Source organism: Deltaproteobacteria bacterium (assembly GCA_016183235.1).
Taxonomy (GTDB): Bacteria; UBA10199; UBA10199; order DSSB01; family JACPFA01; genus JACPFA01.
In genome coordinates, this window is record JACPFA010000027.1 from 74904 (window position 1) to 92443 (window position 17540).

16 protein-coding genes are annotated in these 17540 nt (G+C 42.3%); 10 read left to right on the forward strand and 6 right to left on the reverse strand.

The annotated features are described in order from the left end of the window. From HYU97_07115 to HYU97_07130, 4 genes are all read right to left on the reverse strand, one after another. Positions 1-1704: a caspase family protein gene (locus tag HYU97_07115; protein MBI2336515.1), complete on the reverse strand. Its 1704-nt coding sequence runs from the start codon at positions 1702-1704 to the stop codon at positions 1-3. A gap of 213 nt (positions 1705-1917) precedes the next feature. After that, complete coding sequence (locus HYU97_07120) at positions 1918-2658, reverse strand: DUF4384 domain-containing protein (GenBank protein MBI2336516.1); 741 nt, start codon at positions 2656-2658, stop codon at positions 1918-1920. Next, complete coding sequence (locus tag HYU97_07125) at positions 2648-3142, reverse strand: sigma-70 family RNA polymerase sigma factor (GenBank protein MBI2336517.1); 495 nt, start codon at positions 3140-3142, stop codon at positions 2648-2650. The genes HYU97_07120 and HYU97_07125 overlap by 11 nt, the downstream gene beginning before the upstream one ends. A 52-nt stretch (positions 3143-3194) precedes the next feature. Next, on the reverse strand, positions 3195-5009 hold the full coding sequence (locus HYU97_07130; GenBank protein ID MBI2336518.1) for an acyl-CoA dehydrogenase: 1815 nt from the start codon (positions 5007-5009) through the stop codon (positions 3195-3197). Positions 5010-5076: 67 nt separating this feature from the next. On the opposite strand from HYU97_07130, the gene HYU97_07135 reads away from it, so the two are divergent. From HYU97_07135 to HYU97_07150, 4 genes are all read left to right on the forward strand, one after another. Beyond that, entirely contained in the window at positions 5077-6273 is a 1197-nt protein-coding gene (locus HYU97_07135) for a D-alanyl-D-alanine carboxypeptidase (GenBank protein MBI2336519.1), read from the forward strand. Between the two features lie 171 nt (positions 6274-6444). Continuing rightward, a complete protein-coding gene (locus HYU97_07140; protein ID MBI2336520.1) occupies positions 6445-7245 on the forward strand; it encodes a MoxR family ATPase in 801 nt (266 codons plus the stop codon). Positions 7246-7257: 12 nt separating this feature from the next. Continuing rightward, positions 7258-8424 carry a VWA containing CoxE family protein gene (locus HYU97_07145; GenBank protein ID MBI2336521.1) on the forward strand — a complete coding sequence of 389 codons (1167 nt, stop codon included), beginning with the start codon at positions 7258-7260 and terminating at the stop codon, positions 8422-8424. 60 nt (positions 8425-8484) lie between these two features. After that, positions 8485-9189 (forward strand): hypothetical protein, encoded by a 705-nt coding sequence (locus HYU97_07150; GenBank protein ID MBI2336522.1) that lies wholly within the window; start codon positions 8485-8487, stop codon positions 9187-9189. Positions 9190-9197: 8 nt separating this feature from the next. Here the strand turns inward: HYU97_07150 and HYU97_07155 are convergent, their stop codons facing one another. Continuing rightward, positions 9198-10391, reverse strand: coding sequence for an acyl-CoA dehydrogenase family protein (locus tag HYU97_07155; GenBank protein MBI2336523.1), 1194 nt, complete (start codon positions 10389-10391; stop codon positions 9198-9200). 248 nt (positions 10392-10639) lie between these two features. Between HYU97_07155 and HYU97_07160 the strand changes: the two genes are divergently transcribed. From HYU97_07160 to recQ, 3 genes are read left to right on the forward strand one after another with little or no spacing between them, the layout of a single operon-like run. Further along, a complete protein-coding gene (locus HYU97_07160) occupies positions 10640-12214 on the forward strand; it encodes an acyl-CoA carboxylase subunit beta (protein MBI2336524.1) in 1575 nt (524 codons plus the stop codon). 14 nt (positions 12215-12228) lie between these two features. Beyond that, a complete protein-coding gene (locus tag HYU97_07165; GenBank protein ID MBI2336525.1) occupies positions 12229-13077 on the forward strand; it encodes a 3-keto-5-aminohexanoate cleavage protein in 849 nt (282 codons plus the stop codon). A 36-nt stretch (positions 13078-13113) separates the two neighbouring features. Beyond that, complete coding sequence (recQ, locus tag HYU97_07170; protein MBI2336526.1) at positions 13114-14928, forward strand: DNA helicase RecQ; 1815 nt, start codon at positions 13114-13116, stop codon at positions 14926-14928. Here recQ and HYU97_07175 read toward each other — a convergent pair. Continuing rightward, positions 14925-15137 (reverse strand): hypothetical protein, encoded by a 213-nt coding sequence (locus HYU97_07175; GenBank protein MBI2336527.1) that lies wholly within the window; start codon positions 15135-15137, stop codon positions 14925-14927. The genes recQ and HYU97_07175 overlap by 4 nt on opposite strands. Positions 15138-15448: 311 nt before the next feature. Between HYU97_07175 and HYU97_07180 the strand changes: the two genes are divergently transcribed. From HYU97_07180 to HYU97_07190, 3 genes are all read left to right on the forward strand, one after another. Beyond that, positions 15449-16234 (forward strand): type IV toxin-antitoxin system AbiEi family antitoxin, encoded by a 786-nt coding sequence (locus HYU97_07180; GenBank protein MBI2336528.1) that lies wholly within the window; start codon positions 15449-15451, stop codon positions 16232-16234. Positions 16235-16269: 35 nt separating this feature from the next. Beyond that, complete coding sequence (locus HYU97_07185; protein ID MBI2336529.1) at positions 16270-17154, forward strand: nucleotidyl transferase AbiEii/AbiGii toxin family protein; 885 nt, start codon at positions 16270-16272, stop codon at positions 17152-17154. A gap of 85 nt (positions 17155-17239) precedes the next feature. After that, positions 17240-17443 (forward strand): hypothetical protein, encoded by a 204-nt coding sequence (locus tag HYU97_07190; protein MBI2336530.1) that lies wholly within the window; start codon positions 17240-17242, stop codon positions 17441-17443. The last annotated feature ends 97 nt before the right edge of the window (positions 17444-17540 follow it).

Consider the following 17540-nt stretch of genomic DNA (forward strand, 5'->3'; position numbering starts at 1 on the left):
TCAAGGAACGATAATTTCTCGGTCTTGGTCGACGAAGGCTGAGATGATGGTTCCCTTTTTCATTTTGGCATTGGTTCCCCATACTGCAGCGGAGATGCCCATGGCTAGGCCTAGGCTGACAATGCGGCTCATCATTTCATTAGGGGTTAATTTTTCATCTTTGTAGGGGTTTTGATTGTAGCGAAAACTATCTTCGAAAAAATGATGATCCATGTTGCGATAGTGCTGACTGTATTCGGCAAAATTGGCATCGGTATCTTTGCCTTTGCCTTGGCGCCCAACGACCGTTGAAAGAGGGATGTTTTGGCCATCGATGGCCTTTACATAACGCACTGTAAGGGCCATCTCTCCTCTGGCCAAACCCACCCTTGGTTTATTATAAATAATGTCACCAATCGCGAGCGAACCTGCAGGAATAACCAACTTTTCATTCACCAGAATATCTTCAACAGTTTCAAATTGGATTTTGTCACCATAATGAACGGTTTTAGAGTTTAGGTTTTCAAGCAATCTTAAGCGGATCAGTTCTCCTCTATTTAAAAGAACTTTTTGTGGACCACTTTTCAATATTTTTCTTTCTTTTCGCGAAAAATTTTCAACTGGGAGTTGATAAGATAGCGTGCGAACATTCGAGCTAAGCGGAGTGGTCTTTTTTTCCGATAATACCTTGGCGTTATCCCAATTTAAAACTTGATTGCCAGTACGGGGGATTTGAAATTCTTTTTGTATTAATTTGCCATCGACTAGCTTGCGAATAATATAAGGCCCTTGCCCCAAGGCTAGGCGCTTGGTAACGCCGGCCTTCTTTTCAAGTTCAGAAACAATGTAGCCACCCTTACTATTGTAAATAAAATATTTTCCGTTGTCGTTGTCGGGGAAAAATAAATAAGAGATTTTTTGTGAAAGTTCGGTCAGCATGACTTCGCCCTTGCCCCTAAGGGCAACTTGGGAGGTGGGGTGCTGTTCGCCTAAATTAAGCGATGCGGTTTTGAGAACCGTGTGATCGTAGGCATAGCGATAACCTTCGGCTAAACTCACACTGCCGTCGTTATTATAATCGGCATCACCGCGTAGGCCGGTTACAAAAAAGTAAGTAAAGAAAGAACCCCTTAATTCACTACTTTCAAAAGATCTTTCTAAACTGGTGCTCGAAGAGATGAAGATTTCTCCGTGCACGTCAGAAGTGTCTTGGAGGTCAATTTCAAAAGATTGGGCCTTGTTGGCGCCCTTGGCAGCCACTAAAGTGCCGCTGTTACATCCATCCACAATGCCCATTTTGATGTCGGCGCCCGAGCTGCGCACTAATTGTTTGAGTTCGGTGATGGGTAAGATTTGATTGTTAATTTGCAAACCTTGGCTGTTGGAATGGCCGGAGTAATAAACTAAAAAATCAACTTTAGTTTTAGGGTCGCTGCGTTTTAGATTGCGAATCGAATTTTTGGTTTTGTCTAAAGTTTGGCGAATGGTTTCGATGTCTTTACCCAAAAGCAGCGTTGAATTTTCTTCGGAAAAATTCCCCAATTCTTTTAGGGCATCATAAATATTTTTGGCGTCGTTTTCGGCATATTTTAACGGTGGGTCCGATTCGGGCCCATTATTATTGCCGATGATCACAGCATAGCGTAAGCCCGAAAAGGCATAGGCCACCGATTGAGTCCATAAGAGACTGCTAACGATAACTATGCAGAATAACTTGTGTTTCATGTTTTGTTAGCCTAGGTTAAAATAATCTTTATTGTGCTTGTTGAAAAATGTGCTTTCTGTCATCCCTGCCCCTGCCTACGCAGGGGTAAACTCCGGCAGGGATCCAGTGATTTCAGGCAGTTCTGGATTCCCGCCTTCGCGGGAATGACATTTTGCAACACACCTCTATTGTATTATCGTTTGTAAGACCCTTTTGGTGTCCCTTGGGTTAAATTATTCTTTACGAACTAAAATTGAAATTTCACGGTTTTTGTCAAACAGGGGCTGCTCACTCTCCAAAAAATTTTGGGATTGAAGCTTGCGAGCCACGGTTTGTTTGACTTCATCAAGCGAGAGGGGTTTGTTGGAAAATAATGCGATGAAACGTTCCTTGGGTTGAGAGGCATTGATGGCAAAGGCTTGGGGTAGATTTTTATGCTCGTTGGCCGAAATTTTTACACTCGCTTCAGTTTCTTCGGGAAAATAAAGATTAACCTCACCATTTTCTTCAATGCCTATAATCATTAAATATGCATCAACCGGGCTTGCATAAGAAAATCGAATGCGATCTCCCTTTTTTAGGGTAATTCCAGAATTTACTTTTTCGGTCGGAGCACCTTCTCGTTTGTAATAAAGCCCAAAGTCAAAGTTGCCCTTTGAGCCTAAATAGTTTGGGTTAGTTAAATTGAATAAATCAGTTCTGAAAACGAAAATAAGCGATGCGGCTACGGCTAAAGTGGGTAAGACCCACTTGAAGTTGAGTAGCCGTTTTTTTCGAAACGGATGTTTATTGGCAATTTCTTCCCACTGTTGTGAAAAAGGATGCTTGGCTAAAAAGTCGGACTGACCTTTTTTAAAGGCCTCAATCCGTTCTTGAATCGCAGGAGAATCCAACCATTCTTGGGGAATTGTGGGAGATTCTAATAAAGTTTTTTCTAATTCAAAATCAGAAGGGTCGGTTTTTTCAAATTCCATCGTTTAACCCTCGTTCTTTAAATAATTCAGTGATATTTTTTAGACGATGATAAATCGTTTTGCGACTTAAAGATAAACTTTGGGCCACCTGTTCTTGGGTCAAGCCATCTACAAAATAAAGGGTTAAAATGGTTTGATCTTCTTTTTCGAGTTGGTCAAAAATTTTGTAAAAGGCCTTTTGGTTAACCACGGTTTTTTCTAAATTATGACCGCTCGAATATCTCGTTTCTTCAAGGGGTTCGTCGACAATTTTAGTGATTTTAATGTGCCTTAATTTATTGAGGCAAAGGTGGGTGGCGATGCGATACAGCCAAGTGTAGGGGGAACTTTCACCACGAAAACTATCGGCATATTGTAGGGCCTTCACAAACACCTCTTGCATGACTTCTAAGGCCTCCTCTTCATTTTTCATGAAGCTCTGGGCCCGCTTATAAATAGCATAGCTATACTTTTGATAAAGGGCCTCGATTTCCTGCTTATCCATGGGGCCTTTGCTATATAAAGGTTGACACCTAATGGGGCTATCGTGGGGAAAATTATAGAGGTGTTGTTAATGCTGAACGATCCCCGCTTAAAATTCCTTTGGCTTTAGCCATTGCCTGGGGAAGAAGATGCGCACAGAAAAAGCGAGCGGATTTTACCTTCCCGGTTAGGTAATGGACTTCTTGATTTTCTTCGATCAATTTTACTTTGCTAGCTTCATCATCAGCGTCCGTCTCTTGCCAAATTTTTTCGAGTTTTTCGCGGGCTAAGATGGCTTGTTCGCAAAGGAGCTGGGCCAAGACCACGTCGCCAAACATCGAAAGATAGGTGGTGGCATTGAACATGGGATACACAGTATCGCCGCTCATGGCCCACTCACCAAATTTAAGGGTGATTTGACCTAATTGTTCGAGGTGTTTTTTTAAGGCGGCGACCATATCTTCAAGCCAAGGCCGTTTGGCATTTTCTTCGCAGAAGCGATTCATGCGTTCATAAAATTCTCGAAAATATTCACCGGAGCGGTGGGTCAGTTTTCTTCCAATGAGATCCAGGGCCTGAATGCCATTGGTGCCTTCATAGATAGAGCTTATCTTGGCATCGCGCAATAATTGTTCAACGGGATATTCGCTAATATAACCATAACCACCGTAGGTTTGAAGGGCTAGTTCGGTGACCTTAAACCCAGTGTCTGAGCAATAGGCCTTGCAAATCGGAGTTAGCAAAGCAACTTGCCCAGCATAATATTCGCGCTGTTTTGGATCAGAGTGATGGTGAGACAGGTCGTAGAAAAAGGCCGTTTGGTAAAGTAAAGCCCGCATGCCTTCTACATAGGCCTTTTGGGTGACGAGCATTCTTTTAACATCGGGGTATTCAATGATCGGCGTATTGCTCCCTTGGATTCTTTCTTTGGCATAGGCCAAGGCATTTTCGTAAGCGACGGCTCCTAAGGCCATGCCTTGCATGCCGCAGGCAATTCTAGCTTCGTTCATCATTTGAAACATATAAGACATGCCTTTGCAGGCCTCGCCCACTAAATAACCATAACATTGATTGTTATCGCCAAAACTCAAAGTGCAAGTAGCAGAGCCTTTGATGCCCATTTTATGTTCAATGTTGACGGTCGTTACATCGTTGGGCTTACCTAAAGAACCATCTTCTTGAACCCAAATTTTGGGAACTGCAAAAAGCGAAATACCTTTGGTGCCTGCGGGGTCGCCTTCGATTCTGGCTAACACCAGGTGAACAATATTTTCAGTGAGGTCATGATCGCCGGCTGAGATAAAAATTTTATTGCCCTTGATTCGATAGCTTCCGTTAGGTTGAGGAGTGGCAGAAGTTTTTAAATCACCCACTGCGCTGCCGGCCTGAGGTTCGGTGAGACACATGGTGCCAGCCCAAAGCCCTGAGTACATTTTTTGGCAATAGAGTTCAGCCAATTTTTGGGTACCAAAGGTTTCAATGAGGTGGCCAGCGCCGCGGGTAAGACCCATGTACATGGTGAGGGTAATGCAAGCCCCGGCTAAATATTCCTGGATGGCCGTGGATATAATCGTGGGCAAACCTTGCCCACCATAAGTTGTGGGGATGTCAATGGCGATGAGGCCTAACTCAGCTGATTTTTTAAAGGCCTCTTTAAAACCTGGGGGTGTGGTAACCTTGCCCTGGCTTAAATGGCAACCTACTTCATCAGAGCCTTTGTTCAAAGGTGCCATGTCATTTTGAGCAAACTTTAGAGATCCTTCTAAAATAGCTTGAAAATCGTCTTGGGTATAACCTTGGTATTTTTCGAACTGATTAAGTTGTTGAACTTTGAGTTGTTCGAAGAGCACAAATTCTACATCTCTTTGGTTGATTTTATAGGCCATCATTTTCTCCTTGTGAAGCAAGCCAGCCTTTGCTTTATATCGCTATACTGTTACGTGGCAAGTAGAAATCATGAGGGATCGATTAATGTTTAGTAGGCTTTGTTTAATTTTATTTTGTTTATCATTGGGTAGTGTGGCTAAGGCAGATTGGCGGGATCAGATTAAAACCATGGTGAGCCATGGTGGGGTGTTGGCGGTGAGTGAGAAGGGCACGCCCCTTTTCATGTTGAATATTGATCAAAAATTTATGCCAGCTTCAACTTTGAAAGTTGCTACTTCGCTTTTGGCATTAAAAGAATTGGGTGAAAATTTTAGATTTCCCACAGAGTTGTACCTGGATAGCCAAAATATTCTTTATATCAAAGGCTATGGGGATCCGTTCTTAATTTCTGAAGAACTTGCGCAAATGGCGGCTGCAATTGCGGCCAAGGGTGTCAAAACGATTAATGGCATTATTTTAGACACTTCTTTTTATGACAAGAACATTGAAATATCGGGGCGCAGTCAAACATTAAACCCTTACGATGCTCAACCTGCGGCGTTAGCGGCTAATTTTAACACAATTTATGTTTATAAGAATAGTAAGGGCGAGGTTTCGAGTGCCGAGATTCAAACCCCTATGACCGAGCTTACCAAAATTTTAGCCAAGAATGCTCCGGTGGGTAAGAGCCGAATCAGTTTGGTGAATCATCCTGAAGAAGCCGTTTTATACGTGGGGTATCTTTTAAAAGAATTTTTGTTAGAAAACAAAATTCAAGTATCGGGTTCGATTCGCACAGGTTTGGTGGCGCCTCAAGCGAAGCTTATTTTAAGTTACAAAAATTCTCGAACGCTTAAAGAAATCTTGAAAAATGCTTTGGAATATTCGCAAAACCTTGTGATGAACCAAGTTTTTTTGATGGTCGGGGTGAAGAAAAAAGGTCCACCGGCTACGATTGCCAAAGGTAAAGAGGCCGTGACTCAATTTTTGAAAACCGAAGTAGGGTTGCAAGACTTTTCGGTGGAGGAGGGTTCTGGTTTGTCGAGGCAAAATAAATTAAGCCCTGCCCAGATGGATCGCATCTTAGTGGCTTTTTTCCCCTATCGTAAAATTTTGCCCGCAAAAGATAATATCCTTTATAAAACTGGGACCTTAAATGGAGTTGCGGCTTTGGTGGGGTATTTTCAGTCGGCGACGCACGGATGGGTGAGGTTTTCCATTTTGCTTAATCAGGGTGCGAATTATCGTGAAAAGATTGTTAAAGTCCTTTATGATAATTTACAGTAAATTGTTTTCTGTCATTGCGAACCCAGCAGGGTGAAGCAATCTCTTCTGTTTAACCGGTGGGATTGCGGAGTTTATCCTGAGGCTTGCCGAAGGACCCTGCTGGCCTCGCAATGACAGAGAGCCTCTTCCGACTTGAAAAAGATTTCCTCAGATGTTCGATAATAGGTTCTTATGAAAAAACAATATCAAGGTACTGAAAAATATATTGTCTCTCCTGAATTACAAAATGTAGTGAATACGGCTATTTTGTTGGAGAGGCCTTTATTGATAAAAGGCGAGCCGGGGACGGGGAAAACGCTTTTGGCTTATTCGATTGCGGAGGCCTTGGGTCTAAAGCTCTTGCGTTGGAATATTAAATCTACGACTAAGGCGGTGGATGGGCTTTATGTTTACGATACGGTGCAACGCCTTAATGATGCCAGGTTTGGGGGCAAAGATGTTTCGGATATTAAGCATTATATTAAGTTAGGAAAATTGGGAGAATCGTTTCATAGTTCGGAGCGAGTTATTTTGTTGATCGATGAGATCGATAAGGCTGACATTGAATTTCCCAATGACCTCTTGGCAGAATTAGATGAAATGTCTTTTTACATCCCTGAAACCGAAAGTACCATCACTGCCAGGCATCGTCCCATTGTGGTGATTACTTCGAATAATGAAAAAGAATTGCCGGATGCCTTTTTGCGGCGCTGCATCTTTCATTTTATTGAATTTCCTTCTAAAGAAATGATGAAAGAAATTTTAGGTGTGCATCTTGAGGATTTAGAAGAAAAATTATTAGAACAGGCCTTAAGCCGATTTTATCAAATCCGCGCCCTTAATCATCTGCGCAAAAAACCTTCTACCAGTGAACTGATTGATTGGATGAAAGCCCTGATTAAAGGTGGGCTATCGTTAGAGCACTTCAAAAAAGAACTCCCTTTGCTAGGGGCGCTTATTAAAAATGAACAAGATATGACCTTACTTACTTAATTAAGGCTTATCATGTTTGAAGATTTTTTTTTACAACTCAAAACAGAAAAAGTGCCGGTTAGTCTACACGAGTATTTATTACTGCTTAGGGCGCTGGCTTTAGGTTGTGCCCAAAACTCGCTGGTGCAGTTTTATTATCTTGCCCGCTCGATTCTCATTAAATCCGAGGCCCATTACGATAGTTTCGACCGCGTGTTTGCGAGTTATTTTAAAGATCTGCAATTGCCTGCCCATTTTGAAGAAAAAATTCTTGATTGGTTGAACCGTGAAGTAAAAAAAAGAAATTTTTTACCCGAAGAATTGGCGAATCTCAAAAAACATGACCTGGAAGAATTAAAAAAATTATTGGCCGAGCGGCTTAAAGAGCAAAAAGAACAGCATCATGGGGGTAACAAATGGATTGGCACGGGAGGCACCAGCCCCTTTGGGCATGGGGGTTATAATCCAGCCGGCATTCGAATAGGCGGGGCAGGCGGGATGCGCTCAGCTGTGCAAATTGCGGCCGAACGGCATTTTATCGATTATCGTGGGGATGTGGTTTTAGACACTCGTCAGATTAAGGTGGCCCTAAAAAAATTGCGCCAGTGGATCAAAGAAGGGGTTCCCGATGAATTAGATATTGAAGGCACCATTGATAAAAGTTGCCGTAATGGGGGCGAGATTGATTTGGCCTTTAAACACAGCCGACGCAATAATATCCGCGTATTATTATTGATGGATGTGGGTGGCACCATGGACCCCTATGTTGATAACGTTGAAAAATTATTTTCAGCCCTCTATGCGATGACCCACTTTAAAGATTTTAAGCATTATTATTTTCATAATTGTATTTATGATCATGTTTATCCTACGGCCCTGTTGCGGCAGGGCATACAAACGGCGGATCTTTTCCGCCGGTACTCTAAAGATTATCGTTTAATTATTGTGGGTGATGCGGCCATGAGCCCCTATGAATTGTTAAGCGCTGGTGGAATTATTGATTACTATCAACACAATGCAACTTCTGGAATTGAGTGGTTGAAGCGGATTAAAGAACATTACCTTAAAAGTGTTTGGTTAAATCCAGAATCGGTAAAATATTGGGATTGGACCGAAACCAACGCCATGATTCGAAATCTCTTTAAGATGTATCCCTTAAGTCTCGATGGAATCTCGCAAGCCGTTAAGGAACTGCGTTAATAATTTGATTTACATTAAATAGAGATTCACCGATAATTAAAAGCTTATTAAGGAGTAAACATGGCACCCTCACAAGAAATTGAAATTAAATTAGGCGATTGGATTTCGAATGGCTTTAAGCTGTTTGGTAATCAATGGCAGCAATGGTGCCTGGTTTCACTGGTGGCCTTGCTTATCATGTTTGGTTCGATGCTTTGCCTTTTTATCCCTCTACTTTTTGTGTCAGGTGCTCTCATGCACTCTATGTTTTATATTGCGTTTAAAAATTTAAAGGGAGAGAGCTTTTCGGTGCAAGACGTTTTTTACGGCTTCAAAAATCGTTATTGGGATTTTACCAAGCTCATGATGATTATCACCGGAGTGAGTCTACTACTGTTTGTGATTCCCTATGGGATGTTCATTGGGGGGGTACTGATGGCTGAAAAATTGGGGCCCCTTTTTGCTTTTGGAGGGTTTGGGATTTTTTTCTTAGCTATTCTTTGCTTTGTTGTTCTCTCTTTTTACTTCAGCCCACGCATTATGCTGATGCTGCCTATTATGGTAGATAAGGGGCTACCCATTAGAGAAAGTTATCATTTGGCGGATAGTTTATGTCGTAAAAAATTCTGGTGGTTGTTGCTCTTTAGTTTAATAGCTAATTTTATTTCATCGGTGGGTATTTATGTGTGTTACATTGGCTACATTGGAACTTTCCCACTTTTTTACACCATCACGATAGCGGCTTATCAAGATTTGTTGATGAAAGAGGCGCCGCCTGCTGCTTAAGGGGACCTCTAAAGCCCAATGCGCTTGGCGATAATCTCTCGCATAATCTCACTGGCTCCACCGCCAATATTCACCAGCCTTACATCGCGGAACATGCGTGCCACATCGTATTCTTCCAGGTAACCACTGCCACCATGAAACTGGAGGGCTTCATTGGCCACCCGATTTACAAGTTCAGTAGAGAAAAGTTTGGCCATAGAAATTTCAGTCACACAATCGATTTTTTGGTTAAAGAGGTCACAAGCCCGATAAGTTAATTCACGGGCTGCAGCGATTTGGGTGGCGAGTTCGGCAAAACGATGCTGCCACACCTGGAATTTGATAATGGGTTGGCCAAAGGCCTGGCGTTCATAGCCATAGCGAATGGCGTCTTCCAACAAAATTTGACAACAAGCCACCGACATCACCGCTGCATGCAGGCGCTCCCCTTGAAAGTTTTGCATAATATAATAAAACCCACGGTGTTCTTCGCCCAAAAGATTTTTGATAGGGACGGGGGAATTTTCAAAATAAAGTTCAGCCGTGTCGGAAGAATGATTCCCTAATTTGTTTTTAATAGGTTGAGTGCTGAACCCAGGGGTAAGTTTACCTTGTTCATCATGAGTGGGAAAGATGATGAGACTAATCCCTTTGTGCCCGGCAGAAAAATTTTGTTCATTAAGGGCAGGGCCCGTGCGTGCGGCAAGCGTAATAAAATCGGCACGATTGCCATTGGTAATAAACATCTTAGAGCCATTAATGAGATAATGGTCGTCTTTGCGACGCGCGTTAGTGGCTATGCGAGCCACATCTGAACCGGCATTAGGTTCGGTGATACCTAAACCGCCCACTTTAAGGCCAGCAATCGCAGGTTTTAAAAATTGGAGTTTTTGTTCTTGAGTTCCAATGGCATCAATGATTCCGGTCGAAATATCGCTTTGTACTACCACATCCATCACAAAACCATTCATGCGACAACGCAAGAGTTCTTCGTAAAGAACAACTTTAAACCAAAGATCACAGCCCGAGCCGCCGTATTCGGTGGGGTAATTGATGCCCAAAAATCCCTCTTCGCCTAGTCTTTTAAAAATTTCTTTTGGGACAAAACGTTCAGATTCCCATTTTGTTTTATGAGGCAGTAGTTCCTTTTCAACAAAAGAACGGACGGTTTTGCGAAATATTTCATGTTCGGTGGTGAAATAAGAGCGCGGGGTCGCATTCATGATTTTTTCCTTTCCATATTACTAAGGAGGCCATAGTCTGCTACACCTATGACACAGGATCGTGAGCCGAGACAAGAAAAGATGAACAAAAAATGTAACCGGTTAGTGAACGGGTGGTTGGCTGTCATCCCCGCGAAGGCGGGGATCCAGAAATACTGAAAAAAGACTGGATTCCTGCCTTCGCAGGAATGACACAACGCTTTGTTTCACCCGTTCACTGACCGGTTACCAAAAAATGGAGTGTTCCTATGGCAACATTAAAAGAACTTAATCAGAAATATCTTGAAATTAAAAAACGGCATTTAGGGATGGGGGGGGAGGAGGCGCTGCTTAAACAAAAAGCGGCTAAAAAACTAAATGTTCGAGAACGGTTACAGCGTTTGCTCGATGCGGGTTCGTTTACTGAATTGGGGTTGCTAGCTAATCATGCTTCGGTAGAGTCTGATTTGCAGGGGAAGGATACACCCGCTGATGGGGTGGTTACGGGCACCGGCCGCATTCAAGGCAAAGAGGTTGCCATTATTGCTTATGACTTTACGGTAATTGCTGGCACCATTGGAGCCGTAGGGGAGAGAAAAAGTAAGCGGATTCGCGAATTAGCCTTAAAACACAAATTACCTTTAGTGTGGTTACTCGATTCAGCGGGGGCGAGGATTCAAGAAATTGCCAGTTCGCGTTTTGCTGAGACTGGCGAGATGTTTTTTGATCAAGTCATGGCTAGTGGGGTTATCCCGCAAGTGGCAGCGGTGATGGGGCCTTGTGCGGCAGGCACGGCCTATATCCCGGCCTTGGCTGATTTTGTGCCTATGGTAAAGGGCACCTCTTCTATGGCATTGGCTGGGCCCCCGCTGGTTAAGGCTGCTATTGGCGAAGATATTTCGGCAGAAGATTTGGGTGGTTCAAAGATTCATTGTGCGATCAGTGGGGTTGCTGATTATGAGGCGCAAAATGATCAAGAATGCCTTGGGGTCATTAAAAAATATTTGGGGTTTTTTCCAGCTCACAGTGGGGCCAAGCCATCTCGTAAAGCAAAAGTAGAAGACGAATTCTCCGCCTTGCGTGAAGAACTTGCCAAAGACGATTCTATTTATCAAATTCTTCCAGATAGTAGCCAAAAACCTTATGATATGAAAAAAGTTATCGCCAAAATTGTTGATGCGGGCGAGAGCTTAGAACTCAAAGAAAAATTTGCTCCCTCTCTTATTACCATGTTGGCTAGAATCGATGGGCGATCGATTGGGATTGTGGCCAATCAACCTTTAGTGATGGGAGGGGTGATTGATGTTGATGCCAGCGATAAGGCCGCACGCTTTATTAATTTGTGCGACAGTTTTAATATTCCCTTACTCTACTTAGTCGATGTGCCTGGGTTTATGGTAGGCTCTAAAGTAGAGCGGGCGGGCATTATCCGGCATGGGGCTAAAATGCTGTTTGCAACTAGCCAGGCTACCGTTCCAAAATTAACCGTGATTATTCGCAAGGCCTATGGGGCGGGCTATTATGTGATGTGCGGGAAAGGTTATCAACCTGACTTGCTTGTGGCCTGGCCCAGTGCCGAGATAAGTTTGATGGGGGCCGAGGGGGCGGTGAATATTATCTTTCGCAAAGAAATTGCGAGTAGCCCTGAGCCAGAAAAAAAGCGTGCTGAATTGGTGGCCCAATTTAAACAACGCATCGATCTCGATTTAGCGGCGCAAGAAGGTTATATCGATGATGTCATTGACCCCGTTGATACCCGACGGGTATTGATTGACGTGCTCGAACGTTGTGAAAATAAACAAGTGCATTTGCCTAAGAAGAAACAAGGTATTCTTCCAGTTTAATGAGGAGTAAGTGTATGAACAACAAAGTCATTATTACAGCTGCTCTCACCGGGGTAGCGGCCAATCGTAAACAATGCCCGGCGATTCCTTATACGCCAGATGAAATTGCCCAAGAAGCCTATCGGGCCTATCAAGCCGGGGCCAGCGTGGTGCATATCCATGCCCGTGAAGACGACGGTCGGCCTTCGCATCGCGTTGAGGTGTATCGGGCGATTATGCAAAAAACGCGATCGTTGTGTGATGTGATTATAAATTTTTCAACCGGGGCGGTGGATGTCCCCAAGGAAGAGCGCATTCGCCATATTAGTGAATTAAAGCCACAGATTGGTGCGTTGAATATGGGCAGCATGAATTATGCGAAATATTCCCCTGAAAAGAAAAAAATGGTTTTTGATTTTGTCTTTGCGAATCCGTTTGAAACAATTTTATTTTATTTAGAAAATATGAATCGGGCTGGGGTAAAGCCCGAATTAGAATGTTTTGACGTAGGCCATACCGAGAGCATTTATCCTTTATTAGACATGGGGGTTTTGAAAAGGCCGGTTCAGTTTAGTTTTATTTTGGGTGTATTGGGCGGGCTTTCAGCCAAACCCGAACACCTGGCTTATCAAGCTAAACAAATTCCCCCTGATTCTACTTGGGAGATTATTGGCATTAGTCACAAACAGTGGGAACTGGTGCAGGCTGCTTTGGAACTGGGTGGAAATATTCGTGTGGGGTTAGAAGATAATTTTTATGTCGAGCCAGATGTTATGGCAAAGAGCAACGGAGAGCTCGTTGCAAAAGCTGCCAAAATGTGCCGTGCTGCAGGCCGAGAACCTGCAACAGTTTGCGAGGCCATGCAGTTATTATCAATTAAATAGTGACAACCCCCCCTTGTTTATTTTACGAAAATAAACATGAAAACATTGTTAAAACAATATTGGGGCTATGATGATTTTCGTCCCTTTCAAACTGAGACGATCAACGCCATTTTAAATCATCAAGATAGCTTAACCCTCTTGCCCACCGGTGGCGGAAAATCCCTTTGTTTTCAAATCCCCGCTTTATGTCAAACCGGCATGGCCGTGGTGATATCTCCCCTAATTTCTTTGATGAAAGATCAAGTGGATAGCTTGAGAGAATTGGGGATTGCGGCCGATTATCTTAATTCGAGCCTTAAGTTAGAAGAACAGCGGGCCATTGTGCAAAAAGTTAAACATGGGGAGGTCAAACTTTTGTATTTGGCGCCGGAACGTTTAAAGACCGAATCGACACTTCAACTGTTACAGTCGGTTAAAATTTCATTTTTTGTGATTGATGAAGCCCATTGCGTGAGTCAATGGGGGCACGATTTTAGGGAAGAATATAGTCAGTTGGGTATTATCAAAGAAAAATTTGCAGAGATTAATGTGCACGCCTTTACCGCCACGGCCACTCATGCAGTACAAGAAGAAATCATCCAATTGTTGCAGTTAGAAAAACCCTTTGTCAATTGGGCACCGATAGATCGCCCTAATTTGACTTATCGTATTCAAGCTAAGCAAAACATTCGGCAGATCACTAATATTTTAGATAAACATCATCACGAGCCCGGGATTATTTATTGTTTACGGCGTAGCGATGTAGACGAACTTTCTAGTCATCTCAATACGCTCGGTTATAAAAATCTCCCCTATCATGCGGGGTTAGACGATGAGGTGCGCAAAGAATGCCAAGATCGTTTTTCGAGAGAAGAAGTCGATCTTATGGTAGCGACTATCGCGTTTGGCATGGGGATTGACCGATCTAATATTCGTTTTGTGATTCACACCGCGTTGCCCAAAAGCGTTGAGCATTATCAACAAGAAACTGGCCGGGCGGGCCGGGATGGGCTGCCTGCCTTTTGTTATCTTTTTTACACGAGTAAAGACTACCGTACATGGGAATACCTGTTGCAAGGTTCAAAAAACGAAATGGTCATGATTGAAAAGCTCAAAAAACTTTATCAATTTTGTGTGGAGCCGCAATGTCGACACCGGGCCTTGGTGCAGTATTTTAACCAATCCTATTTACAAGGTACATGCGAGGCCTGTGATTATTGTTTGGGAGAGTTAGAGCAGGTAGAAGATCCGCTCATTATGGGGCAAAAGATTTTGTCTTGTGTGTTTAGGGTTCAAGAACGTTTTGGGGCCGATCATGTCACACAGGTTTTAAAAGGTAAACTTACCGAAAAAATTCAACAGTGGAACCACCAAACCTTATCAACTTTTGGCTTATTGCAAGACAAACCCGTTTCTTTTATTCGTTCTATGATCGAACAGTTAATTGGGCAGCAGTTTATCAAACGAGAACCTGCTTATTCTTCGCTTTCCATCACGGCGGAAGGAAAAAGATTATTGCGTGGCGAGAGTAAACCCACCCTGATTCAGCCGATCGTGACAACTCAAAAAAAGCAGGCTATTGAAAAAACAAAACAGAAAATAAAGAGCGAAGAATGGAAACAGATCGATTACAATCTCTTTGAGCTGTTGCGGCAAAAGCGGGCCGAGCTAGCAGGCATGAAAAAAGTGCCGGCCTTTATTATTTTTGGCGATAAAACCCTAAGAGAAATGGCGCACCAAAAGCCTATGACCGATCAGGCCTTTGCTAGGGTTTATGGCGTAGGTGAAAAGAAACACAAAGAATATGCCACGGTTTTTATTGAGGTCATCAAGCAATACGAAGGTGCTGCAAAAAGCACACTTGCGGGCTAAATTTTACGACAGTTAGGTCGATAGCCGTCGATCATTTCACAATAGATCACATAATTATTTGCGTTTTCATTTTGGAATTTTCTTTTTGCTCGTTGGGCTTCTTGTAAGGTTCCTTCTTGTTCGGTTCCACAATGGCTAATCAAACCAAAAAGGCCAAAGATATTGTCGTTACAGACTTTATAGGAAGCATGGGTAGGTTTATCAGGCATTTCCACTCCTCGAAAAATAAGTTTTTGTTGGAAAATACCCACCCGCTGACGTGATTAGATTATGATTAAGTACTGAATTTGTGAAAAAAAGGCAAAGGGTTTTTGTGCTCTGTTACTGCGCAAATAAAACTGGTTGTTAAACAAGGCAGTGAGTTGGTGACAAATTGTCACCAACTGAAATTAGAAGCCGCAGATGGTTTTCCCCCATATTTGTTTACTTTAGTTCTAAAAAAACAACCATAAGTTGTTAAAATATACTTGTAATAAACTATGCTTGCAATATAGTTTAAATTAATGCTACTATGACAACCATGACTAGTGCTTTTGGAAGCAAAATAAACCAACTTCTCAAAGAATGGCCTTCTGGCGTTGTTGTCGTCTCGCGCTGGTTGAAAGAACAAGGCATCTCCCAGCAGTTAGCCGATAAATATGAAAAAACTTCCTGGCTTTCTAGAATAGGCCCCGGAGCTTTTATCAGAGCGGGAGAAAAGGTGGCATGGGATGGCGGACTTTATGCTCTTCAGGCGCAATTGCAACTTCCTGTTCATGTGGCAGCTAAAAGCGCACTGGAACTATTAGGGTTTGCTCATTTTATACCCTTGGGGAAATCCCCAATACGGCTTTTTGGAAATCCTGGAACAAAGCTTCCTCGCTGGTTCAATTCCTACGCTTGGGAAAATAAAATACAATATTTCACGCCAGGTTTATTTTTTAATATGGAACTTGGATTAACTCAAAAGGATATGGGCAATTTTTCTGTGCAACTTTCATCTCCAGAAAGAGCAATCCTTGAAGTGCTGTATCTCGTCCCAAAGCAACAGTCGTTTGAAGAAGCCCATCTTTTGATGGAAGGCCTGGTGACTCTTCGACCGAAGTTAGTTCAACAGCTTTTAGAAAATTGTAAATCTATCAAGGTAAAACGTCTCTTTATGCTCATAGCTGAAAAGTTAAACCATACTTGGTTAAAAAAACTCTCTCTAGAAAAAGTAGACTTTGGCAAAGGAAAACGTTCTCTTATAAAAGAAGGCGTGTTTAATAAAAAATACCAAATCACCGTTCCTAAAAACTATTACGCCAAATCCGAAAGTTTAGCCTAATGAAAGACAGTCCTTTTTATGAACAGACTTTCCTTATGCTACAAACATTGCCTTTTGTAGCCCGTGAAAAATGTTTTGCTTTAAAAGGTGGAACTGCCATTAATTTCTTCTTGCGCGACATGGCGCGCCTTTCCGTAGATATTGATCTGACCTATTTACCACTAGAAGCACGGGATATTTCTTTGAAGAATATGGGAGAGGCCTTGCAGAGACTCTCTCAGGCCATTCAAGGCAAACTTCCCAATGTAAAAGTTCAGGTAACTCCCAACCCATCACTAAGAACAGTGATTAATCTTTTGGTAAAGAACAGAAAAACCGCAATCAAAATAGAAGTTAATCCCGTGATACGAGGATTTGTATACCCTTGCGAGACACGCGATCTTTCTCCAAAAGCAGAAGATCTATTTAATCTTTCGGCTTCCATAGTAAGTTTATCAACTCCCGATCTTTACGGAGGCAAAATTTGCGCCGCGTTGGATCGGCAACATCCGAGAGATTTATTCGACATTAAACTGTTAATGGAAAATGAAGGTCTTACTCCTCAAATCCGAAAAGCATTTTTGGTTTATCTGATTAGTCATGACCGGCCCATGAGTGAACTGCTTTCTCCCATTAAAAAAGATATTCAAACAATTTATGAAAACGAATTTGAGGGCATGCCCCATGTTCCAGTGACGATGAAAGAGTTAACCGAAGCAAGGGATTGGCTTATCAAAACTTTAATGGGAGACTTGACTGATGATGAAAAACAATTTCTTTTGTCTATGAAAGAGGGCGCCCCTGATTGGGGTCTTTTAGGCATTCCTGGAGTCGATAAATTACCCGCGGTGCAGTGGAAACTGTTGAATATTCGGAAGATGGATAGAAAAGCCCACGAAGTCTCTATGAATAAATTAAGAAATGTACTTCATAAAATCTAAACAAACCCTTTTTATTTATTATACTTTTTTTGCCGTTTTAATGGTCTAATTTTTTCCATATCAGGTACTGAGGCCTCAATAATTTTTGCCAACTCAATTAGGCTTTTTTGAAGGTCAGGTTGAAAAAATATTACCAACCTTGTCAATAATTGCAGAAATTGAACCAGCCCCTGGGAATGGAATACTAGCAAAAATTATTGAAGCAATATTAGTTGCGAATTTTCCCATTTTTTTCCAATTTGATTGCTGTTCTAATTCAGCAGTTATAGCAATAGCTCGTTCCTTATAAAAAACAGTTTTATTTGTGTTGACTATTCAAATAGGACCACGCTGGTGTTTGTCAAATTTGTCAAGTATATTGATTAAAATTGACTAGAACGATCTAA